This is a genomic window from Flavobacterium sp. RHBU_24, assembly GCF_046613695.1.
Classification (GTDB): Bacteria; Bacteroidota; Bacteroidia; order Flavobacteriales; family Flavobacteriaceae; genus Flavobacterium.
On the sequence record NZ_JBKJHD010000007.1, the window covers coordinates 148,397 to 172,723 of the forward strand.

18 protein-coding genes are annotated in these 24,327 nt (G+C 43.6%); 10 read left to right on the plus strand and 8 right to left on the minus strand.

Annotated features, from left to right (window positions below):
- Window positions 1-5: 5 nt before the first annotated feature.
- Complete coding sequence (locus tag ACLI09_RS09315; protein ID WP_411419337.1) at window positions 6-2,636, plus strand: valine--tRNA ligase; 2,631 nt, start codon at window positions 6-8, stop codon at window positions 2,634-2,636.
- Window positions 2,637-2,926: 290 nt separating this feature from the next.
- Here the strand turns inward: ACLI09_RS09315 and ACLI09_RS09320 are convergent, their stop codons facing one another.
- On the minus strand, window positions 2,927-4,096 hold the full coding sequence (locus ACLI09_RS09320; protein WP_411419338.1) for a proline dehydrogenase family protein: 1,170 nt from the start codon (window positions 4,094-4,096) through the stop codon (window positions 2,927-2,929).
- Between the two features lie 94 nt (window positions 4,097-4,190).
- Here ACLI09_RS09320 and aroB point away from each other — a divergent pair, with 94 nt between their 5' ends.
- From aroB to ACLI09_RS09345, 5 genes are all read left to right on the plus strand, one after another.
- Window positions 4,191-5,258, plus strand: coding sequence for a 3-dehydroquinate synthase (gene aroB / locus ACLI09_RS09325; protein ID WP_411419339.1), 1,068 nt, complete (start codon window positions 4,191-4,193; stop codon window positions 5,256-5,258).
- Window positions 5,259-5,549: 291 nt separating this feature from the next.
- Complete coding sequence (locus ACLI09_RS09330; RefSeq protein ID WP_411419340.1) at window positions 5,550-6,992, plus strand: arginine decarboxylase; 1,443 nt, start codon at window positions 5,550-5,552, stop codon at window positions 6,990-6,992.
- A gap of 4 nt (window positions 6,993-6,996) precedes the next feature.
- On the plus strand, window positions 6,997-7,968 hold the full coding sequence (locus ACLI09_RS09335) for a deoxyhypusine synthase family protein (RefSeq protein WP_411419341.1): 972 nt from the start codon (window positions 6,997-6,999) through the stop codon (window positions 7,966-7,968).
- 6 nt (window positions 7,969-7,974) lie between these two features.
- Window positions 7,975-8,400, plus strand: coding sequence for a DNA primase (locus tag ACLI09_RS09340; RefSeq protein ID WP_411419342.1), 426 nt, complete (start codon window positions 7,975-7,977; stop codon window positions 8,398-8,400).
- Window positions 8,401-8,503: 103 nt separating this feature from the next.
- Window positions 8,504-9,007: a hypothetical protein gene (locus ACLI09_RS09345; RefSeq protein ID WP_411419343.1), complete on the plus strand. Its 504-nt coding sequence runs from the start codon at window positions 8,504-8,506 to the stop codon at window positions 9,005-9,007.
- A gap of 37 nt (window positions 9,008-9,044) precedes the next feature.
- On the opposite strand, the gene ACLI09_RS09350 is transcribed toward ACLI09_RS09345, so the two are convergent.
- The 3 genes from ACLI09_RS09350 to ACLI09_RS09360 all read right to left on the minus strand — a co-directional run bounded on the left by ACLI09_RS09350 (window position 9,045) and on the right by ACLI09_RS09360 (window position 14,947).
- The gene (locus tag ACLI09_RS09350; RefSeq protein WP_411419344.1) at window positions 9,045-9,863 is read right to left on the minus strand and encodes a sulfite exporter TauE/SafE family protein; all 819 of its coding nucleotides are present in this window, start codon (window positions 9,861-9,863) and stop codon (window positions 9,045-9,047) included.
- Window positions 9,864-10,076: 213 nt separating this feature from the next.
- The gene (locus tag ACLI09_RS09355; RefSeq protein WP_411419345.1) at window positions 10,077-11,864 is read right to left on the minus strand and encodes a RagB/SusD family nutrient uptake outer membrane protein; all 1,788 of its coding nucleotides are present in this window, start codon (window positions 11,862-11,864) and stop codon (window positions 10,077-10,079) included.
- A gap of 5 nt (window positions 11,865-11,869) precedes the next feature.
- The gene (locus tag ACLI09_RS09360; RefSeq protein WP_411419346.1) at window positions 11,870-14,947 is read right to left on the minus strand and encodes a SusC/RagA family TonB-linked outer membrane protein; all 3,078 of its coding nucleotides are present in this window, start codon (window positions 14,945-14,947) and stop codon (window positions 11,870-11,872) included.
- A gap of 429 nt (window positions 14,948-15,376) precedes the next feature.
- Here ACLI09_RS09360 and ACLI09_RS09365 point away from each other — a divergent pair, with 429 nt between their 5' ends.
- The 4 genes from ACLI09_RS09365 (at window position 15,377) to ACLI09_RS09380 (ending at window position 21,313) form a co-directional block, all read left to right on the plus strand.
- Window positions 15,377-16,450 (plus strand): phosphatidylinositol-specific phospholipase C1-like protein, encoded by a 1,074-nt coding sequence (locus ACLI09_RS09365; RefSeq protein ID WP_411419347.1) that lies wholly within the window; start codon window positions 15,377-15,379, stop codon window positions 16,448-16,450.
- Window positions 16,451-16,544: 94 nt separating this feature from the next.
- On the plus strand, window positions 16,545-17,879 hold the full coding sequence (locus ACLI09_RS09370) for an anthranilate synthase component I family protein (RefSeq protein WP_411419348.1): 1,335 nt from the start codon (window positions 16,545-16,547) through the stop codon (window positions 17,877-17,879).
- 40 nt (window positions 17,880-17,919) lie between these two features.
- Window positions 17,920-19,230, plus strand: a complete 1,311-nt coding sequence (tilS, locus tag ACLI09_RS09375; protein ID WP_411419349.1) for a tRNA lysidine(34) synthetase TilS — start codon at window positions 17,920-17,922, stop codon at window positions 19,228-19,230.
- A gap of 1 nt (window position 19,231) precedes the next feature.
- A complete protein-coding gene (locus tag ACLI09_RS09380) occupies window positions 19,232-21,313 on the plus strand; it encodes a protein-disulfide reductase DsbD family protein (RefSeq protein ID WP_411419350.1) in 2,082 nt (693 codons plus the stop codon).
- 46 nt (window positions 21,314-21,359) lie between these two features.
- Here ACLI09_RS09380 and ACLI09_RS09385 read toward each other — a convergent pair whose 3' ends face one another.
- The 4 genes from ACLI09_RS09385 to ACLI09_RS09400 all read right to left on the minus strand — a co-directional run bounded on the left by ACLI09_RS09385 (window position 21,360) and on the right by ACLI09_RS09400 (window position 24,305).
- Window positions 21,360-21,857: a hypothetical protein gene (locus ACLI09_RS09385; RefSeq protein WP_411419351.1), complete on the minus strand. Its 498-nt coding sequence runs from the start codon at window positions 21,855-21,857 to the stop codon at window positions 21,360-21,362.
- A gap of 46 nt (window positions 21,858-21,903) precedes the next feature.
- On the minus strand, window positions 21,904-23,262 hold the full coding sequence (locus ACLI09_RS09390) for an FAD-dependent oxidoreductase (RefSeq protein WP_411419352.1): 1,359 nt from the start codon (window positions 23,260-23,262) through the stop codon (window positions 21,904-21,906).
- A 247-nt stretch (window positions 23,263-23,509) separates the two neighbouring features.
- The gene (locus ACLI09_RS09395) at window positions 23,510-24,073 is read right to left on the minus strand and encodes a hypothetical protein (protein WP_411419353.1); all 564 of its coding nucleotides are present in this window, start codon (window positions 24,071-24,073) and stop codon (window positions 23,510-23,512) included.
- A gap of 1 nt (window position 24,074) precedes the next feature.
- Window positions 24,075-24,305, minus strand: a complete 231-nt coding sequence (locus ACLI09_RS09400; protein ID WP_411419354.1) for a hypothetical protein — start codon at window positions 24,303-24,305, stop codon at window positions 24,075-24,077.
- Window positions 24,306-24,327: the final 22 nt, after the last annotated feature.

A 24,327-nucleotide genomic window follows, 5' to 3' on the forward strand; every position in this document is an offset into this window, starting at 1 on the left:
ACGATATGAGTATTCCGTCGCAATTTGACCCAAAAGCAGTAGAGAACAAGTGGTATGACTACTGGATGAAAAATAACTATTTCCATTCAGAGCCAGACGGCCGTACTCCATATACTATAGTCATCCCACCGCCTAACGTTACAGGCGTGCTGCACATGGGGCACATGCTTAACAACACCATACAGGATGTACTTATCCGCCGTGCGCGCCTTAAGGGCTTTAACGCCTGCTGGGTGCCTGGAACTGACCATGCCAGTATAGCAACCGAAGCCAAGGTTGTTGCCAAGCTAAAAGCTGAAGGAATCAATAAGGCGGACCTTACCCGTGAGGAGTTTTTAAAACATGCCTGGGAATGGACTGATAAATATGGTGGCGTAATACTTGACCAGCTTAAAAAGCTTGGCGCCTCGTGCGACTGGGAACGTACCAAGTTTACTATGGATCCTGATATGAGCGCTTCGGTTATACGTTCGTTTGTAGATTTATATAACAAAGGGCTTATTTACCGCGGTTACCGTATGGTAAACTGGGACCCTGAGGCTAAAACTACGCTAAGCGACGAAGAGGTTATTTACGAAGAGCGCCAGGGAAAGCTGTACCACATTAAATACCGGATTGAAGGCACTCAAGAATATATCACTATCGCCACCACACGCCCTGAAACAATTCTGGGTGATACGGCTATATGTATTAACCCTAACGACGAGCGTTATACGCACCTTCAGGGTAAAAAAGCGATTGTGCCTATAGTTAACCGTGTTATACCCATCATTTTTGATGAGTATGTAGATATGGAGTTTGGCACAGGCGCGCTTAAGGTTACCCCTGCACACGACGTTAATGATAAGGAACTAGGGAACAAGCACAACCTTGAGATAATAGATATTTTTAATGAAGATGCCACACTAAACAGCTACGGCCTGCATTACGCGGGTAAAGACCGTTTTGTAGTGCGTGACGAAATAGCTGCTGAGCTTGAAGCCATAGGCAGCCTTGAAAAAACAGAAACCCACCTGAATAAAGTGGGCACATCCGAAAGGACAAAAGCGGTTATAGAGCCAAGGCTGAGCGACCAGTGGTTCCTTAAAATGGAAGAACTGGCCAAGCCTGCCATAAAAGCGGTGTTAGAGAGCGAAGAAGTAAAACTGTACCCAAGCAGGTTCAATAATACTTATAGGCACTGGATGGAGAACATCCGCGACTGGAATATTTCGCGCCAGTTGTGGTGGGGCCAGCAAATTCCGGCCTACTTCTACGGAGATGGCAAGGAAGATTTTGTAGTAGCTGAGACGGCGGAAGACGCATTGAAATTGGCTAAAGAAAAAACAGGCAATACCGCCCTTACCATTTCTGACCTGAAGCAAGATGCCGACGCGCTTGATACCTGGTTTAGCTCATGGCTGTGGCCAATGAGTGTTTTTGGAGGTATTATGAACCCTGAAAACGAAGAGTTTAAATATTATTACCCTACCAATGACCTTGTTACCGGCCCGGATATTTTATTTTTTTGGGTGGCAAGGATGATTATTGCGGGTTATGAATATGCCGGTGAAAAACCGTTTACCAACGTATATCTTACAGGCTTAGTACGCGACAGCCAACGCCGTAAAATGAGTAAATCGTTAGGCAACTCGCCAGACCCGCTGGACCTTATTGATAAATTCGGTGCCGATGGCGTAAGGGTAGGCTTGCTGCTTAGCGCTTCTGCGGGTAACGATATTATGTTTGATGAAGAGCTGTGCAACCAGGGTAAAGGTTTTGCCAATAAGATATGGAACGCGTTCCGACTAATAAAAGGGTGGGAGGTAGCCGAGATCGCGCAGCCCGACCATTCAGCTAAAGCCATAGCATGGTATGAGGCCAAGCTGCAAAAAACACTTGCCCAGATTGAAGACGACTTTGAAAAATACCGCATCAGCGATGCGCTTATGGCGATATACAAACTGGTTTGGGATGATTTCTGCTCATGGTTCCTCGAGATGATAAAACCCGCCTACCAGCAGCCCATAGACAGTGCCACGTTTGCTAAAGCTATTGAACTGCTTGAGGCAAACCTGAAGCTGCTGCACCCATTCATGCCGTTCCTTACCGAGGAAATCTGGCAGTACATTGCTGAGAGGACACCTGAAGAGGCGCTTATCGTTGCTACATGGCCGGAGCAAACGCCGTATGACGAAAAACTGTTGGCTGAGTTCGATTTCGCTGTAGATGTTATAGCAGGTATTCGTACCATACGTAAAGACAAGAACATTCCGTTCAGGGATGTTATCGAACTGAAAGTTGTTAATGGCGAAAACGCGTCCGATTATTTTGACAGCATCATTACTAAACTGGGCAATGTTAGCTCGGTTGAATATGTAACAGCTACCGTAAGTGGCGCGCTTACCTTCCGGGTTAAGAGCAATGAGTATTTTGTGCCAATAACCGGTTCGGTAAACATCGAAGAGGAAATAGCCAAGCTGGAAGAAGAGCTAAAATACAATCAGGGCTTCCTTAAATCGGTACAGTCAAAACTTAACAATGAGAAATTCATGGCCGGTGCTCCTGAAAAGGTGGTGGCCAATGAGCGCCAGAAAGAAGCCGATGCTTTGGCAAAAATTGCTACCATAGAGCAGGCGCTCGCTTCGCTTCGATAATTGGATTGTTCGATAGTTGGATTGTTCGGCTTTCCAATTTTGTATAAATTAATAAACAGCCATACTAAGAAATTAGTGTGGCTGTTTATTTATAATGAGTTTTAGATAAAATAATGTGTTGTTGAAATTTATACCTACAAGGTCTTGAAGACCTTGCAGGAGCTTACGAGCCGTGGTTGGTTCCCTAACCTGCAAGGTTTTTCTAACCTTGTAGGTTTTAAAATAAAATTCAAGATTAGAATATTTGGCTACGAGTGAAGCTCCTGCCTACTGCGACTGAACACTGAACACTAATTCTTCCTCCGTTCCTTCTCTGCTTTAAGCAAATTAAGTTCCCTTGTGGTTTGACCGGCAACAGAGGTATTTTCCTCCGCCCGGCGTATAAGGTAGGGCATCACGTCGCGCACGGGGCCAAAGGGGAGGTATTTGGCTACGTTATAGCCATTGGCTGCCAGGTTAAAGCTTATGTTATCGCTCATGCCATATAACTGGCCAAACCACACACGCTTATCGTTTTTGGCAATACCGGCTTTGTGTATTAGCTTCATCAGTTTGTAAGAACTGTCTTCATTGTGCGTACCGGCAAAAACCGCCATAGTATCAATATGCTCTGTCATATACAGTATAGCATCGTTATAGTTAATGTCAGTTGCCTCTTTGCTGATGCAAATGGGTGAGGGGTAGCCCATTTCGGCCGCGCGCTTATTTTCCTTTTCCATATACGCGCCACGCACAACCTTCATACCGATGTGGAAACCTTCACCCTGTGCTCTCTCGTGCAGCTTTTTAAGGTAATCAAGCCTGTCCCAACGGTACATTTGTAGCGTATTGAATACTATTGCCTTATTCTTATTGTATTTTGCCATCATGTCGGCTACCAGGTTATCGGCGGCATCCTGCATCCAGCTTTCCTCTGCATCTATCAGCACCGGCACATCATTATCGTAAGCCGCTTTGCACACAATTTCAAAACGTTCAACTACCCTGTGCCATTCCGTCGCTTCCTCAACGCTAAACTGCTTTCCTTCGCCCATTTTCTGCCACAAGTCAAACCGCCCGAAACCGGTAGGCTTAAATACCGCAAAAGGTATGGCCTCACGTTCTTTAGCGAAAGTTATGGTCTTAAGTGTTTTTTCGAGCGCTTTGTCAAATTCGACTTCCTCTTCCTTAGCTTCCACCGAATAATCCAGTATAGACGATACACGGCCCTTGCCGTACATTTTATCTACAACGGGCAGGCAGTCTTCTTCGGTAGTACCGCCGCAAAAATGGTCAAAAACCGTAGCGCGTATAAGGCCTTCTACAGGCAGGTGGGCCTTAAGGGCAAAGTTCGTTACTGCCGTCCCGATGCGAACCAAAGGCTCAGAAGCTATAAGTTTAAACAGGAAATATGCCCTGTCAAGCTCTGTATCGCTCTTTAGGGCAAAGGCCGCGGCTGTATTGTTGAAGATCTTTTCCATTAAATTTTCAAAAAATTTACGCAAAGATATGTAGTAACTGATAATTTATCATATAAAATACTTTATTTTGCCTCACCTACTAAATATTGGCAGCATGCAACACATAGAGGCTTCAGGCTATACCATTTATTTTAACGAGCAGTGCTACGAGTACCTCACAGAATTGCTACAGCCCGAAAGCTATAGCCGTATCTTTATTTTATGTGATGAAAACAGTTCTACTTATTGCCTGCCGCATTTCCTTGGTAACCTGGCAACGGACTTACCCATTGAAATAATTGAGATAGAGCCGGGTGAAGACAACAAGAATATTAATACCTGTGTGCAGGTGTGGGAAGCCCTTACTGAACTGGGGGCCGACCGCAAGAGTCTTATGATTAATATAGGCGGTGGCGTGATAACCGACCTGGGCGGCTTTGTTGCCCTTACTTTTAAGCGTGGTATGGATTTTATAAACGTACCCACCACACTATTGGCTATGGTAGACGCGTCAGTAGGGGGTAAAACGGGTGTTGACCTGGGTGTATTAAAAAACCAGGTGGGCCTGATAAGCAATCCTAAAGCCGTGCTTGTAGATACTGCTTTTATGGAAACCCTGCCAACGGAACAAATGCGCAGCGGCCTTGCCGAGATGCTGAAGCACGGCCTGATTGCCGATAAATCTTACTGGAATGAATTTACCGGTTTGGCAGGCCTTACTACCGATGACCTTAGCGGGCTGATACACCGCTCTGTTGAAATAAAAAATGAAGTGGTTACGCAGGATCCTTATGAAAAGGGGCTGCGAAAAATACTTAACTTCGGGCATACGCTGGGGCATGCCATAGAATCATATTTTCTTGAAGATGAAGATAAAACACCGCTTCTGCACGGTGAGGCCATTGCTATAGGCATGGTGCTGGAAGCCTATATTTCATTAAGCCAGGGGTTAATAACCGAAACAGAATACAGGGAGATAAAAGAGGTGATAAAAGCACTTTATGGCCCTGTACGTTTTTCGCCACAGGATATAGAAAATATTATAAAACTTACCAGCCACGATAAGAAAAATGAGGCCGGGGCGGTTAAATATACACTTATAGAAAAAATAGGTTTGGCAGTTATTAACAAAAGCGTTGAAAACGATTTGATTATCAGGGCCTTTGCTGACTATCAAAACTAACATTTTTTTAAGACAATTGTTTTTAAATACGGAGTATATTTTTTTACATTTGCCATGATGAAATTAAAAGGTAACACATTTTCCCTGCCGGGAAGCACCGTAAATTTTACCGTTATGGCGGCCTTTATGGCAATGCGTAACCTTGCAGGTCAGCTCTTATCGGCAGTGCTATATAATTTATCTGGTAACCGCGAAAAGTTACAAATAAGGTATGCTAACTTGAGGGTTTGAAAATAGGGTACAATCGTAGGCTTTTCTTATTTTTATACTCTTTTACACAAACATAACAAGATGAATACCAAATATTTTGACCTTATAAATCAAACGTTCTATTTCCCGCAGGAAGAGTTTACCCTTAATAAAGAGCATCAGCTGCAATTTCATAATATCGATTTGATGAAGCTGGTAGAGCAATATGGCACACCGCTTAAGTTTACCTACCTGCCACAGATTTCAAACAACATCCGTAAGGCGAAAGACTGGTTTCGTAACGCGATGGAAAAAAACAAATATGATGGTAAGTATTATTACTGCTATTGTACCAAGAGTTCTCATTTTGAATACATAATGAATGAGGCTTTTAAAAACAACATACATGTAGAAACCTCTGCAGCCTTTGATGTTAATATTGTAGAGAACCTGCTTAAAACAGGTAAAATAAATAAAAATACATACATACTGTGTAACGGCTTTAAGCGTGGGCAGTACATTACTAATATTGCCAGGCTTATAAACACCGGCCACAATAAGACCATACCCATAATTGATAACTATGAGGAGCTCGACCTGCTACAGGAAGAGATAAAAGGCAAGTTTAGCATAGGCATACGTATTGCAAGCGAGGAAGAGCCTAAATTTGAGTTTTATACCTCAAGGCTGGGCATTGGTTACAAGAACATCGTTCCGTTTTACCGCAAGCAGATACAGGAAAACAAGAACCTGGAGCTTAAAATGCTGCATTTCTTTATCAATACCGGTATTCGCGATACGTCGTATTACTGGAACGAGCTTGCCAAGTGTTTAAAGGTATATGTAAACCTTAAAAAAGAATGCCCAACGCTGGACAGCCTAAATATAGGCGGCGGTTTCCCTATAAAGAACTCGCTGCATTTTGAATACGATTACCAGTACATGATTGATGAAATCATCAACCAGATAAAAATCGCATGTGAAGATGCAGAGGTAGATGTACCAAACATTTTTACAGAATTTGGTTCATTTACAGTGGGGGAGAGCGCCGGTGCCATTTACCAGGTTTTGTACCAAAAGCAGCAAAATGACAGGGAGGCCTGGAACATGATCGATTCGTCTTTTATTACCACGCTGCCGGATACCTGGGCCATAAACAAGCGCTTTATAATGCTTGCCATAAACCGATGGAACGACCAGTATGAGCGTGTGTTACTAGGTGGCATGACCTGCGACAGCGATGATTATTATAACTCTGAACAAAACTTAAACGCCATATACCTGCCTAAGTACAATAAAGATAAGCCCCTTTATATAGGCTTCTTTAATACCGGCGCCTACCAGGAGACTATAGGGGGCTACGGAGGGCTGCACCACTGCCTTATACCACAGCCCAAGCACATACTTATAGACAGGGACAAAAATGGTATATTGGCTACTGAGGTGTTTTCGCCGGAACAGACTGCCGATGATGTGCTTAAAATATTAGGCTACGATGTGGCTGAAAAAGAGATTGAAACCGTAAAAACAGAAAAAACTACATAAACAGATGACTAAAGGACCAATAAGCCAGTTTATCGAAAAGTACTACCTGCATTTTAATTCGGCAGCGCTTGTAGATGCGGCAAAAGCGTATGAAAAGCAACTGCAGGACGGGGCCAAGATGATGGTTACCCTTGCCGGTGCTATGAGTACCGCAGAATTGGGTAAGATCTTCGCGGAGATGATACGCAAAGATAAAGTACAGATAATATCATGTACCGGCGCTAACCTTGAAGAGGATATTATGAACCTGGTGGCGCACAGCCATTATGAAAGGGTACCAAACTACAGGGACCTTACACCGCAGCAGGAATGGGATTTACTGGAGCGTGGCCTTAACCGTGTTACAGATACCTGTATACCGGAGCATGAAGCGTTTCGCCGCCTGCAAAAGCACATTTACAAAATATGGAAGGATGCCGATGATAAAGGTGAACGCTATTTTCCGCACGAGTTTATGTACAAAATGTTGTTGAGCGGCGTGCTTGAAGAATATTATGAAATAGACCTTAAAGACAGCTGGATGTATGCCGCTGCCGAAGCTAACCTGCCTATTATCGTACCGGGATGGGAAGACAGCACTATGGGTAACATTTTTGCTTCTTACGTTATTAAGGGTGAGCTTAAGGCCAGTACGGTAAAAAGCGGTATTGAGTATATGGCATACCTTGCTGATTATTATACTAAAAACAGCAGCAATGGCATAGGCTTCTTCCAGATAGGCGGAGGTATAGCCGGTGATTTTCCTATTTGCGTAGTGCCAATGCTGTATCAGGATATGGAAATGCACGATGTGCCGTTCTGGAGCTATTTCTGCCAGATATCTGATTCTACCACAAGTTATGGTTCCTACTCAGGGGCGGTGCCTAACGAGAAAATTACATGGGGGAAATTAGATATAAACACACCAAAATTTATTATAGAAAGTGATGCCACTATTGTTGCACCGCTTATATTTGCCTACCTATTAGATTTATAATAAACCATGAAGAGAGTTATTGTTGATTACGCCAAGCTTACTAATGAAATTTTGACCTTACTGGTTGAAAAGTTTCCTGACGGATACGACGATTCTAACATTGTACGCTTTAAAAATGCTAAAAATGAAACCATTGAGGCAGTTGAAGTTAGGACCGAAGACACAATCTACCTGGTTAAGGTAAGCACCAAGCTTGCTGACAGGATTGAGAATTTTGACGACGACGAGATTGATGAGCCGGCAGATGACCTGGATGCATTAAAAGACCTTGAAATGGGCGATGATGACGACGATGATGACGATACGCCTAAAAAGGAAACGGTAGCCGGTACCGATGACGACGACGATACAGATGATGAGGATGACGATGAGGACAGGGATATTGACCGTGATTACCCTGATGACGACGATGAAGAAGACGATGAAGATTAATATCGTTTCACGATTTATAAGATAATACCTAAAGAACCCTTAAAAGGGTTCTTTTTTTGTTTCTAAAGAAGTACTTTTAATGGTAATAACTAAAAATAATACTATGAAAACAGGAATTTTAGCTTTAGCCTGTACAGCGTTGATGCTGGCAGGCTGTAAAGATAAAACCACCGATAGCCTAACCGAAGAGGCAACAGTGGAAGAAACCACACCACAACCTGCAGTAATAACCGGAAAGCAATGTTTTTTACAGGTTACTGAAGGTAAAGCAGATTATGGAGGCGGTAAAACCATTCGCGACAGTATTATATTTACAATCGACAGGCGGGAGGGCGACAGTATATGGGGCATTTTTCACTGGAAGCCACAGGAAAAGGATAAAAAAATCGCTAACTACAAAGGCACCCTGTCAGGCACTACGGGTACTGTAATTGCTAATAGCCATGCCGAAGGGATGGTGTATAATGAGGAAGTCATATTTACACTTACCGATAGTGCAGTCGCTATTAAATATGGAGAAATGGCAGAAGGCAAAAACGGCATCTGGCAGTATAAGGATAAAAACAAAACCAGCGAGCAGGTGCTTGATAAAGTGGAATGTAAATAGGCCCGTTTTTTTTTTTAAATAAAACTTGATAAAAAGGCTAACTCATCAATATCCTTACTCCTACAATAACCAGGCATCCTGCTAGACCCCGTAATATTACATGGCTTTTTAGCCTATGCGAAAAGTAAGCGCCCAGTTGTGCACCGGGAACTACACCCATGGCCAGCAATAAAATCATGTGCAGGGTTTGCGGAGTGTCGTACGTACCGTTATAGGCATGTGTAAGCACGCTAACCGTTGCCATTACAGCAAGTATAAAGTGTGAGGTAGCGGTAGCCACATGTACGGGAAATTTTAACCAGTTTACCATGGCTGGCACGTGTATGATGCCGCCCCCTATACCCAACAGGGGAGAAATATATCCTACAACTACACTAATCACATTACCCAGCCACTCGCTGTATGAGTAGGTATATGACACACCCGAAGTATCGGTAAGTATATGTGTCCTGGTGCCTTTTTTTAATGAAATGGGCTTTTTTAAGGAAGTACCTTTATTGTTTTTAAAAAACAGGAATACCGACAATCCAATTAAAAGTAAACCGAATAGCATATTAAAGGCTTCCCGAGGTATATATTTTACGGTGTAAACCCCTAATATAGAGCCAGGTATTGTGAAGACCGCAAATGTAATTCCTGCCTTATAATCTATACGCCCCACCTTAGCATAAGCCACAGTACCGGAAACAGCATTTATGGCTACCACTGCTATAGATATGGCTGTGGTAAGCTCAGGGCCAAGCATAGGATAAAAGATGAGCAGCAGGGGTACTAATATAAAACCGCCGCCTGCGCCGATAAGGGTGCCGAATGTGCCTATTATAAAGCCTGCGAAAATAAGTAAGGCGCTTTCCAAACTGTAGTATATTAATTGCAAATTTTATAATAAATACAGCTAATACCTAATTTTACCTAAAGTATTTTTATTGTAATATACTGATTTTTAGTAATATGGTAAGAATATAGAGTTTGTAGGGTAATTGCTAACTATTTGGGGTATCGTTACTTATGATACTAAAAATGGCCACCCTTTTGAGGCAGCCATTTATTTTATGTAACAAACTTTATGTTAGTCTGCATACCCCTGATTTTGGGTAAACAGGTCAGATACGTCCATAGTTTGCTGCGGTATAGGGAATACCCTCCTGAATGGTTGCGTAGCAGGCTTGGCAGAACCCGGAAGTGCCGCCTCAAGCTTGCCGAAACGCACCATTTGCGGCCTTCTCCACATCTCCCAATACATTTCTAATGCTATTTCCCTGTACAGTATGTCCATAGTGATACTTGCAATAGGTGTACCCGGCGCATTGCCGTAAAGCGACTCGCGGGTGCGGCTTGTACGAAGCAGGTTAATATCTGCCAGCGCAGACGCGGCGTCGCCTTTGCGCATGTAGGCTTCAGCCCTCATGGTATAGATGCCACCTAAACGGTACAATGCTATATCAACATTACTTGCACCGTTGCCACTACCTGTATCAAACTCATATTTAAAGCAACGTACGCCACGGTTTATCTGGTTTTGTGAAAAAACAGATTGCGACGGGATATCAAAATTAAGTTCCGGTGTAAAGTTCATCGGTGTACTCGTACTCTTTTCGCACACAAGTGCGGAAACTTTAATACGGTTACCGTCCATTTCAAACGCCGGGCCTGTAATTAGCTTCGGCCCGTACTGCTGACCTTCCTGCAAACCCCTGTTAAAATGAAACCAGGGCTGCTGAGGACTGGAATTAGGAACAATGCTGGTAGCCGGTACGCTTGTATCAGTACCGTCATTCATAAACCAGGTACCATCGGCATACTGGTATTTGCGGTTAAAACGGGGGTCAGTATGGTTTCCGTCCCACATGGCATAAAACTCCGGCGTAATGCACGATGCGTTAGTACCCCTGTTTATAGGCGAGCACCTTTGGTTACGCTCCATTGAGTTGTAAGCCAGGTCATTGCTTCCGTTATGCACGCCGTCTATTTTTTGCGAAATGGCAAAAATAAGTTCAGGGGCGTTTGTATTGGCAATATCAAAGCTCTCAAAATAGTTGCTTGAAAGCTGGTACATACCACTGTCTATAAGCAGGCTGGTATAGTATATTACCCTGTCCATATCCGTACCGTTGCCGCTAACGGCTGCTTCGGTAAAGTTAAATGCAGAACTTGCGTTATAACGGTCTTTAAATACTGCGCGGTTAAGATACATAGACGATAGTAATGCATAAGCCGCCTGTTTTGTAAACCTGCCGTGGTGTGTGTTGTTACTTCCCATATCGGCAAGGTTTGGTATTAGCGCCTCAACATCAAGTATAAGGTTGTCAATGGCTTCGCCTGCTTGTAGTGCCTGTACTGGCGCATTAAGGTCAAGTGGGTCGCGGTAAGGAGCCTGGCCAAAAAGGTCGAGGGTATGGTACAGGTAAAAATCAAGAAGCCCTTTTGCCTCTGCAAGAAGTATTGTTTTTTGTGGCAAATCAGCATCAGTACTGCTGCTGATGGAAGCAACCGCAGTTAACGAACGTGTTATACCGTCATTAAGCCTGTTCCAGTTATCAGTAACCACGGCATTATCAGGAGCCCAGGTAAATTCGTGCATGGCACGCCATTTTCCGCCGTCGCCCCAGTCAGAGCCACGTGTAGGCAGCAGGGCTATATCGCTGGCCATTTCCTGCATAGCAAATACACCGCCTATGCTGGTAAAGGTGCCGTCGCCCAGGCGGTCGTAAGCAGCTGCCAGGGCACCTGCGGGGCTTGAGGCATCGTCGCCCAGCTTTTCGTCAAGTACTTCTTCATCAAGCGATGTACATCCTGCCAGCGCCAGTGCAGCGATTGCAGTGGTAAAAAATCGGGTTGTAATTTTTTTCAGTTTCATAGTCGTTATAATTTTAAGGTTGCACCTAAAATAAATGTTCTTGTTGTAGGATAAGCGCCATAGTCTATACCGATACTCTGGTTACCGCCGCTTGACTTAGGGCTGTTAATAAGCGGGTCGTAACCCGTGTAAGGGGTAATGGTAAACAGGTTAGTACCTGTGGCATAAATATTAAGGCTGTCTAACCAGTTTAGGCCAGGGTGCTTAAAGGTATAGCCTATGCGTGCACTGTTAAGGCGAAGGAAATCAGAACTCTCAAGGTATAGTGTAGATACCACCGGGGCCACCGAAGGATTAGCACCGCTCTCATAATAATTGGTAGCAACGTTCCTGTCAGATGCCAGGTTGTTAATGTTTAACGCGTTTAGGCCTGTATTATTAAGCAGGTAGCCACCACTCTGGCCAATGAATGAAAGCGATAGGTCGAAAGCCTTATAGCGAAGATTTGTATTGATGCCATAGCTTAGCTTAGGCAGGGCACTTTCAATAATCTGGCGGTCGTTATTATCGCTAACACCATCGCCATTGGTATCTTCATAAGTAGGTAAGCCGTCTTCATCAAAGCCTGCAAACCTGCGCAGGTAGAATGATCCGGCGGAGTAGCCGCTTTTATAAATATTTGCTAATACACCGCTCTGGCCCGGGCCTGACACCGCTCCTGAAAGTATTTCGCTTACCGGAAGGTCCTGTATTTCATTGTGTAGCGTAGCGCCGTTAGCATCTACAGACCATGAAAAATCCTGGGTGTCAATAATTTTTGAACCAAGCATTAGCTCCACTCCAGTGTTTACTATCTTTCCCCCTACATTTCTCCATACGGTAGGGGTAGGGCTTAAAGGAGGTGAAGGTATATTAAGTATAGCATCGGTAGTGGTTTTATTAAAATAATCTAATGTACCATACAGTTTGTCGCCCCACAGGTTAAAATCAGTACCTATATTATACTGGGTTACCACTTCCCACTTAAGATCGGGGTTTGGTGTACGTGCCACATATACACCGTTTACAAGTTCCAGGTCGTCATAAAGGTAATAGCCTTCACCGGGCAACAATGCATAACTGGCTTGTGTAATTTTGTTTTGTACTTCCTGGTTACCCGTTTGTCCCCAGCTTACACGCAGCTTAAGATTATCAACCACGGTACTTTGCTGCAGGAAGCTTTCCTGGCTTAAGTTCCAGCCCGCCGCAAACGACGGGAAGTAACCATACTTGTTGTTCTCACCAAAACGTGTAGAACCATCTGCCCTTAGCGAAGCCGTAAACAGGTACTTGTCTGCAAAGGTATAGTTAACCCTGCCAAAGTACGATTGCAGTTCATTAACCTGTGCATAGCCGCTTACATTGGCTTGCGAACCAAAAAAAGCAGGATTGTTTGCAGGGTCTATCCCTGTGTTCTGGTTTCCGCTAAGGCTCATCATGGTATAGCTTGTGCCACTACGTTCAAACTTTTGGTAAGAGAAACCGGCAAGCGCATCTATTTTATGCGATCCAAAGGTAGTAGTATAGGTAAGGTAATGCTCTATAAGCGAGTTTTTGTTTTCCATATTACCTTGTATGTAGCGGCCTTCGCGGCTACGGTCTGTAAGGTTAGGGTATACTGTGGTATTCCTTTCAGACATAGAACGGTCTATACCCAGGTTAAGCTTATAGTCCAGCCCGTTTATAATGCGAAACGATGTTTCTGCATTACCCAGTATCCTTGTGGTACGTGTTTCGTCATTAAAAATGCTAAGCAGGTAGGCAGGGTTATAGTGGGCGTTCATATTAAAATTAGTATAGTCGCCGTTTTCGTCAAATACAGGCTGGGTTGGGTTCGCCATCAGCGTGTGTATAATAAGCTGGCCATCGCTTCCGCCGTCATCACCTATCGGTACACCGGTATCTTTAGTTTCGCTGGCAGTAAGGTTTACCTTAATCCTCAGGCGCTTGCTATCAAGAAACGATTCGGCAGCATTAATCCTGCCGGTGGTACGCTTAAAGTTGCTTTTCTCTACCACACCATCCTGGTTCATTTGCGAAAGCGATACAAAGTAGTTACCGCTATCGGTAGCTTTTGAAAAGGAAAACGAGTTATTTTCAGTAACGGCTGTCCGGTATATTACATCCTGCCAGTCGGTGTTGCCGCCATGGTCGTAAGCCGTGTTTCCCCCGGTTTCTGCAAGCGCGCTGCGGTATTCTCCGGCGCTTAGTACATCTATCTTATTGGCTACGCTGGCAAAGCCCATATAAGAATCTACCGTAAAACTTGCCTTGCCTGTAGCGCCTTTTTTAGTAGTTATTATTACCACGCCATTACTACCACGTGCACCATATATGGCTGCGGCAGACGCATCTTTAAGCACGGTTATAGACTCAATGTCGCTAGTATTTAAAAAGTTTAGCGGGTTTTTTGCCGACTGCGACCCAAGACCTACGTTAGGGCCCTGAGGACTGGCATCGTCGTTACTTAGCGGCACGCCGTCTACCACAAAAAGCGGTGTACTGCCACTACGGATAGAGCCTATACCACGGATACTTACATTTATGCCCGCGCCCGGCTCGCCGCTGGTAGGCACTACGCGCACACCGGCAACCTTACCTTGTAGCAGGTTGTCGGCAGAAATGTTTACACCCTGGCGAAACTGGTTGCTGCTTAGCTGGGTTACTGCACCCGTTACATCTTTTTTACTCTGGTTACCATAGCCTATAAGTACCACTTCCTGTAGTTCGCTGCTGTCTTCTGTAAGGCTGATAGTTAAGCTGCTGCCCGATACGGTTACGGTTTGGGTTTTATACCCTACATAGGTAATTTCAAGGGTGGCTCCCTGGGGGGCCTCAATCTGGAATTTACCATCAATGTCAGTTACAGTGCTTTTATTGGCAGCCCTGTCTAATACTGTGGCACCGGGAAGGGGTAAACCGGCAGCATCGGTTACAGTACCGCTAACGGTTTGCTGAAAATATTCATATCTTAGTAATGTAGTTGTTAAATAATTATTATTTACATTTACATCATCGTTTGCGTAACTACGTTGGAGCGAAAATATCGCAGGTACAAGCAGTATGCAACTTTTTAGATTTAAAAAAGTAGTTTTTAAATACATGGGTTTAAGTTATTGTGTTAATGATGGCTTATTTACTCCGGCCGTAGCTGTTCCAGAGCTGCGGCTTTTGTTTTTTTAGTAGTTTTTTTAGCGACAATGGTTTATTTCATGGGCAGTAATTCGTTTATTTAGGTGTTATGCATATTTTAGTTTTAGTACCTAAAGCACCGTGGAGGAGTGCTTAAAATATTAGCTGCAAAATTGAGCATTATCTTACCGCGGCCTTTTTCCTAAAGGTTACTTTTAAATTAATTCCACGTTTACTAACACAGGTTATATTTACAACTACAACGTTTACTATGCAGGCATAACAGTATTTGTGTTTACATTTTAATAAAGTTATGCTGTCGTTTTGTTTGCGTTTACCTCACGCGTTTTTAAAACAGGAAGAATAGTTTTGTAACCCTAACTACAAACTAACACGGGTATATGAAATCAATTTTTAAAACAACCTTTATTTACTGCATTGCATTATATGGTACCACGGTTTTTGCTCAGGACGATAACCAGCCTATGAATCAGATACAAGTAATAGGTTCACACAACAGCTACCGCAAGGCTATAGAGCCACAGCTATATGATGCCGTGCAGGCGCTTGATACCGGCCGCGACCTTAGCGGGCTGCAATATGAGCATATTGAAATAACAAAACAGCTTGATATGGGACTGCGAAACCTGGAGATAGACATACATGCCGATACCAGGGGTGGGCGCTATGCCCACCCTAAAGGCCTTGAAATGGCTGCACCTACCGAACCGTATAATACAGATGGCGCAATGGATAAACCAGGCTTTAAGGTATTCCATATGCTGGATATCGACTTCCGTACCTGGTACAGCACTTTTGACGGGCTGCTTGCCGCCCTTAAAAAGTGGAGTGACCAGCATCCCACGCACGAGCCTGTTTTCATAACGCTGGAGCCTAAGGATGGCGACGGCCATTTTGGCACTACCGAGGAAGAGTTTACATCAAAGGTATTTGACGATGTAGACAGGGCTATCATCAATGGACTGGGTGCCGATAAACTTATTACACCAGACATGGTGCGCGGCAACTATAAAACCCTTGAAGCCGCCGTACTTAAAGGAAATTGGCCTAAACTAAAGGATGCGCGCGGCAAGTTTATGTTTATACTGGATAACAGCGGCAAAAAGCGCGATGTGTATAAAGAAGGCCACCCCTCGTTAAAAGGGCGCATAGTGTTTATAAACGCCGAACCTGGTACACCGGAGGCCGCAGCACTTTTCCGTAACAACCCCGAGGATACTACCATACCTGGACTGGTTAAAAAGGGCTATATCATCCGCACCCGTGCCGATGCCGATACTAAGCAGGCAAGGGCTAATGACTACTCGCATTTTGAAGCCGCAAAAAAATCCGGCGCTCAAATAATTACTACCGATTACTATTTACCCAGCAAAATATTCCCATCGTCTTATCAAATTTCTTTTGACAACAAAGCCTACGTAAGGGTTAACCCTGTAATAGGTAAGACAAAATAAAAAAGACACCTTCTTTTTTAGCGGCGGAAACAGCAACGTTTCCGCTTTTTTTGTTATGGTTTTTAGTAAATTTGCCGCTTACAGCACCTGATACTTGAGAACTATATTACAATATACTGAACCCGATGCAACCCTTACAAAACAGCAGCTGCTTGCCTGGGCACAGCAGTACCGCGAGGTGCTATTTTTTGATTCTAACAACTACCACCGCAAATATGCCGAATATGATGCTATACTGGCCGTAGATGCATTTACTTCTATAATTACCGACTACCACAAGGCGTTTGAAGACCTTGCCATGTACCGTAAAACCACGGCTGACTGGATTTTTGGTTACATGGCATACGACCTTAAAAACGATACCGAAGCCTTAACGTCAAATAACTTTGACGGACTGGGTTTTGCCGATTTGTTCTTTTTCCAGCCTAAAAAAATATTCCTGCTTAACGGTGATGTACTTGAACTGCGCTACCTGGCAATGTGTGATGATGAGATGGAGGGGGATATTGAAGAAATTAGGAATTACGAATTAGGAATTACAAATGAATTGCCGCCGGCAACCAACAACCAACAACTGACGACCATTAATGCCCGTATATCAAAAGAATCCTACATTGATAAAGCAGACCAAATGCTGGCGCACATACACAGGGGTGATATTTATGAGGCCAATTTATGCATGGAGTTTTATGCCGAAGATGCTATCATAGATCCGCTTGAAACCTACAATAAACTGAATGCTGTAAGTGAGCCGCCGTTTGCGGTATTCCTTAAAAATTATAAGCATTATTTACTATCGGCCTCGCCGGAGCGTTATTTGAAGAAGGAGGGGGACAGGGTAATCTCCCAGCCTATAAAAGGTACGGCACGACGTAGCAGTAATTTGGCAGAAGACGAGGCGATAAAATTAGCCCTTGCAGCCAATGAAAAAGAGCGTTCTGAAAACATAATGATTGTAGACCTGGTGCGTAATGACCTGAGCCATACTGCCGAAAAAGGCAGTGTGAGGGTAGAGGAGCTTTGCGTACCCTATACCTTTAAGCAGGTACACCACCTGATTTCGACCGTGGTAGCAGAAGTTGGCAACGATGTGTGGCCTGAAGATATACTCAAAACCACGTTCCCAATGGGAAGCATGACAGGTGCGCCTAAAATATCAGCCATGCAAATCATTGAGAAGCTGGAAGAAACCAAACGCGGACTTTACAGCGGCGCAGTGGGCTATTTTACACCGTACGGCGACTTCGATTTTAATGTGGTAATACGTAGTATACTCTATAATGAACAGAAAAAGTATGTTTCGTTTTCGGTGGGGAGCGCTATAACGGCTGAAGCTATTCCTGAAAATGAATATGAAGAATGCCTGCTTAAAGCAAGGGCGATGCGGCAGGTTTTAGAAGCTGCCATGACGAATGCCACTTGTCAGTAAGTTGTATTTATAATCACGTTTATTGCTTACTTTTGTCTCTATGCTTTCAGGACTGACAAAACATATTGACAAAAATCTAAACTTTCTCCACGGAAAAAAACTCCTGCTTGCCGTTAGTGGCGGTATCGACAGCATGGTTTTGGTGCACTTATTAAAGATACTTGGCCATGATATTTACCTTGCACATTGCAACTTTGGGTTAAGAGGTAAGGAGAGCGATGGTGATGAGAATTTCGTAAGGCAATATGCGTCTGATAATGAAATACATGTTTTTGTAACTCATTTTGATACAAATGCTTTAGCTACCGATACTAAAGTATCCATTCAAATAGCGGCGCGGCAGTTGCGCTACGCCTGGTTTGAAGAATTGCTTACAGCGCACAAACTTGATTACCTCATAACAGCACACCACCTTGACGATTCTGCAGAAACATTTCTGATAAATTTTACACGCGGCACCGGGCTTGAAGGGCTTACCGGCATCCCTAAGCAAAATGGAAAAATAGTGCGCCCGCTACTACCTTTTTCGCGCAGTGAAATTGAAGCCTACGCCGAAGAAAATAATATAGAATGGCGGGAAGACAGCAGCAACGCATCGGATAAATACCTGCGTAATAAATTGCGTCACCATGTGCTGCCATTGTTAAAAGAGCTTAACCCTTCGTTCTCTGGTTCGTTTACAAACACGCTACAGCATTTGCAGCAGGCGCAAACTTTAGTTGCTGATGCCACGGTGCTTGTATACCAACAGGTAGTTACCGAATTTGACAACCGAAAAATTATTAATCTTAACCAATTGCTGCGCCTGCCTAACTATGAGGCCTATTTGTATCAATGGCTTTCTCCGCTTGGGTTTACCGCCTGGGATGATATTTATGGTTTAGTACATGCGCAGTCAGGTAAAAGGGTGCTTACAGATGCGTATAGGTTATTAAAGGATCGCGAAACCCTGATGCTGGAACCTATAACAGATAGCGATACTTCGATATATGAAATTCCCGAGAATACTGAAAAAACTACTATTCCGATAGGGTTATGTCTGCAAAATGTGGCAAAAAAAGGCGATATCGACACAAAAAATGTAATTTTTGTTAATAAAGCCGTAATAAAATTCCCGTTATTTGTTCGTAGATGGCGGGATGGTGATTACTTTTGTCCGAAGGGCATGCAAGGCAATAAAAAGAAGGTTTCAAAGTTCTTTAAAGATGAAAAATTCTCGTTGGCAGACAAGGAACAGACCTGGTTACTTTGCTCCGGAGAAGACATTGTCTGGATCATTGGCCACCGTGCCGACGAACGCTTTGCCGCGACACCGCAAACAACACAAATTTTAAAAATTGAAGTTTTATAAAATGAAAAAACTTGTTTTTGTATTTCTTTTACTAGTAGCTTTTTTGGCGAATGCCCAGACAAAGCAGCCTGTAAAATGGACGGCCAAAGCCGAAAAAAAGTCGGCTACCGAATACCTGCTCACGTTTAATGCTACTATAGAGGCAGAGTGGCACATGTATTCCCAATTTAGCGATGAAAACGGGGCCATACCTATGCTGGTTACCTTTAATAATGCAAAAAACAACTATGAACTTATAGGCAAAACCAAAGAAAGTAAGACCGAGCAGGCCTTTAACGATGTTTTTGGTGTAACAGAAACCTTTTGGAAGGAAAAGGCCCAGCTTACCCAAATGGTAAAATTGAAAGATAATTCTAATAAAATTGTACAGGTAACCTTTGAATACCAGGTGTGTAAAGAGGTATGCATACAAGACACCAAGCTGTTTCAGTTTGACCTTGGTAAAGGTACTGTTAAAGAAGTAAACCGCTTTGAAAAGATTGCTGCGCCTAAGGCTATTGCTGTAGCAGGGTATGAACCGGAAGCGGCAACTACTGCTCAGGATACAGCTACAACTGTGGCTCCCATTGCCGATACTGTAGTTGCGGACACAGCGAAAGCGAGTAAAGCAGGGGTAGCTGATGTTGTAAAAACAGAAAAAAAAGAAGAAGATAAAGGCCTGCTAGCCATTTTTCTTATAGCATTTTTCTCAGGTTTTACAGCCTTGCTTACACCGTGTGTATTCCCCATGATCCCTATGACGGTGAGCTTTTTTACCAAGCAAAGTAAAACAAAGGCTGCAGGCGTAAGAAATGCCATTATATACGGGGTTTCAATAATAGTGATATATGTACTATTGGGTTCGTTAGTAACCGCTATTTTCGGTGCTGATTCGCTTAACGCGTTATCTACTAATGTAACATTTAACCTTATATTTTTTGTGCTATTGATTGTTTTTGCCTGCTCGTTTCTTGGCGCGTTTGAGATAATGCTGCCCAACTCATGGGCTAATAAAATAGACCAACAGGCCGATAGGGGTGGTATAATAGGTATATTTTTTATGGCGCTTGCACTTGCCATAGTTTCGTTTTCCTGCACCGGGCCTATAGTAGGTACACTATTGGTAGAAGCTGCTTCAAAAGGCGGCATAGCTCCTGTAATAGGGATGTTTGGCTTTTCGCTTGCACTGGCCTTGCCGTTTATGCTGTTTGCCATGTTCCCCGGCTGGCTAAACAGCCTGCCAAAATCAGGCGGATGGCTCAATACGGTTAAGGTGTTCCTGGGTTTCCTTGAACTTGCTTTTGCTTTCAAATTTTTAAGCAATGCCGATCTTGTGTTGCAACTTCACCTTTTAGAAAGAGAAACATTCCTCGCCATATGGATTGCTGTATTTGGCGCACTTGCTTTATATATGTTCGGTAAAATAACGTTGCCGCACGATACACCCGGCGGGTTCATATCAGTAGGCAGGTTATTACTTGGACTTTTGGTATTGTCGTTTACAGTGTACCTTATACCTGGTTTATGGGGAGCACCGCTTTCGTTAATTAGCGGTTTCCCACCGTCGCCAACGTATAGTGAAAGCCCGAACGGTTTTGGCGGAAATGCCGGTGCCGGTGATGCCTCAATTGTTTTACCGGAAGGCGCTCACAATGGGCCTCATGGTATTGTAGCGTTTGAAGATTATGATAAGGGCCTGGCGTATGCGGCTAAAACAGGAAAGCCGCTGATGGTAGATTTTACCGGATATGCGTGTGTAAACTGCCGTAAGATGGAAGATAATGTATGGATTGACCCACGCATACTTTCCATTCTTAAAAATGATGTAGTGCTGGTATCGTTATATGTAGATTATAAAAAAGAGCTGCCGGAAAGTGAGCAGTACACAAGTAACACTACCGGTAAGGATATAAAAACTATAGGCAATAAATGGAGCGACTTACAGATAAGTAAGTATAAAACAAATTCGCAACCTTACTACGCCTTTGTTGGTAGTGACGGTAAAGAGCAGACCGATGCGCCAGCGCCTGTGGGCTATACTCCCAATAAGGAGGAATATCTTACATGGCTAGAGCAAAACGTAGCATTATACAAAAAGAAATAAGCACTAAATATAAAAAAACGCTGCAACTTGCAGCGTTTTTTTATACCTATTGTTTGGCTAAATACTCCTTGAGCTTTCCTTCTTTATAGGCGTCTACCAGTTTTTTAACGGTGCCTTTCGGCTGGACGTTGTTGGCAGGGTTAGCCATGTATTTTGCAAAGTTTTCCCAAACCTGGGCCGATTCATCGGCAGTAAGCAACTTCTTTTTGTTTTCAATCTGATACTTCGCCATTGATGCAATATAAATAGCACTTACCTCTACTTCTTTACTAACCGGACCAAAATGGGCGTCGAAACTAAAAGTAAAATCGGGGCTTTCTTCCATCCAACGCATCAGGTACCCTGCTGCGGTTGCCCTGTCGACTTTGTTCTTGTCTATTGGGTTCGTTAACAAATATTCGGCAGTTTGAAGTGCATTTTGATTCGCGTCGGTAGCCTGTTTACTATTTGTTATGGGGTATTTGCTAAAATCGGGTAAAACGGTTTGGGCAAAGGCACAGTTAAGCGACAGCAATAGCGCCGCCGAAAGGATAGACTTTTTCATTGGTTTGGTTAATTTTTAAATTTTGATTTCCCAAAAATAAAGAAAATTATATCAACTTCACTAATTTTCTTGCGCAGGTTTGCACCGGATCCCACACGGGTGAGAATGGTGGGGCGTATGACAAATCCATATCGATAAGGTGTTGCAACGTAAGGTTGTGTGTTACGGCTGTTGCCAAAACATCAATACGCTTAGCGGCACCTTCTTCACCTATAATCTGGCCGCCCAAAAGCCTGCCGCTGTTTTTTTCGGCAAGCAACTTTACCACTATTTTTTTACTGTCGGGGTAGTAACCGGCCCGTGTTGTACTGTCTATTATTGTGGCAACATATTCTATACCCAGTTTACTAAGTTCTTTTTCCTGCAGTCCGCTGCGGGCTACCTCATAGCTGCATACTTTGCATACCGCTGTGCCCACTGCCCCGGGAAACGTGGCAGCCTCACCTGCAATGCTGCTACCTGCCACCACGCCGGTTTTATTGGCTACCGTACCCATAGCAATATAGAAATGTTTTTTACTTACCAGGTTCAGCGTTTCGGTACAGTCGCCGGCTGCCCAAACATCAGGCACATTGGTTTGCATCTGTGCGTTTACTTTTATGGCATTGCGTACACCCAGTGCAATACCCGAGCCCGCCAGGAACGCCGTATTGGGCGACGACCCCATCCCGAAAATTACCATATCAGCAGGCAGTGATTGCTTATCGGTGATAACGTGGGTAACCGCATTTTCCTGTATTTCAAACGCTTTAAGGGTTTCATTTAAATACACTTTTGCGCCCAGGTTACGTACGGCCTCGGTTACGATTTGACCCATATCGGGGTCAAGGGTGTTCATCAACTGGGCGCTGCGGTTTATTATGGTTACGCCTATATTGCGTATAAGCAATGCTTCGGCCATTTCGAGACCTATGTAGCCACCCCCGATAATCACAGCGTTTTTAGGGTTATTGTTACGGATAAAATTCTCGATGTTAATGCCGCTTTTCAGGGTGCTTACGCCAAAAACATTTTGGGCATTGTAGCCAGCTATATCTTTTGGGCAGTAAGGTTTCCCGCCCGTGGTAATGAGCAATTGGCCGTAAGGCTGCCAAAATTCTGTGTCTTTGATTTTATCCAGCACGCGAATCCGTTTATTTTCGGTGTCTACCTGTAGTACCAAATGCTGGGTACGCACATCGATGTTATATTTGGTGCGGAATTCCTCTGGGCTGCGGGCAATGAGTTCGTCAGAAGTGGCTATGAGCCCCGAGATAAAGTAGGGGATTCCACAGGCGGAGTAGGAGGTATAGCCTGATTTTTCAAATACGATTATTTGTTTATCAGGCTGTACGCGCCTTACTTTTGATGCGGCCGACATACCGGCCGCATCGCCGCCTATTATTACGAGGATGTTATTATCCATAAGATGAGGTTATATACAAATATAGGCAATGCAATATTGCTTTCGCCATATAGATTTATATCAATTGAAAGACCTCGCTAATCGAGGCTCTTAGTGCTGCCAAATGCCGTGGGCGACAAGGCAATCAAAAAATGTGCGAAGGATAAAACTACATATCCTTTTACAGGTAGCGCTCCTACACAATACATTCTGATTTAAGAAGGTTTTTATAATCCAAAACGACGCGTTTAAGTAACTGGAATGAATACTATAGCTTTGCCTGGCGCCACTTAAAAAGCATCAGCCTTTTACGGCTTTCAACATCGTTAAGGCGCACTGCCGTTATATCTTCAATGCGGTATATGCCCCTGCCCTCGCTTTCGCCAAGGTTACCCACAAAGTGCAGTATAACATCGTCTTCACTTACCTGTTCTACAAAACCAGAATAAAGGTCACCGTTGTTTATTTCAACTTTGGCTACCAGTTCCTTATTGTTTTCGGCATATTTCAATAGGCTGAACTGCCATAATTCAGACGTAGGTATATCAACATCCAGCGGCATTTCCTTATCAATTTCAGCCGAATAATCTATAACGCACTGCATGGCGCGTGAGTAATCGTCGTCAAAATCAATGCTTTTTATATCGCTAATATTCAGGATTATTACGCCGTCGGGCTTACCATACTTAGTATAGTGCTTCAGGCTTATAATATCATCTGTATAGTCCTGCACGTAGCCTGCCCAGAAACCCTCATCATCTTTGTAGCACCGTACGCTTATAATTTCTTTGTGCTTTTTAGAACGCTCAAAGACATCTGTAAATAAACCCATCTTAATTATTATTTCTGGCGTTTAATATCTGCCACTGGTCGTTAAGGTATTTTACCTTATGTACCTCTTTCATAATATCCTCATATTCATCTTCATAATATTCAGAACCCTTATCAGTTTCAGCATCAAGGTCAGCGGCGCGTTCCAGCAGGTTTTCCATAACGGGTTGTAATTTATCTTTAACCAGTTGCGGCATCGCTGCAAACAGGGTTTGTAATTCTTGTTTTAGCATTTTTTTATAATTAAGGGGTTAA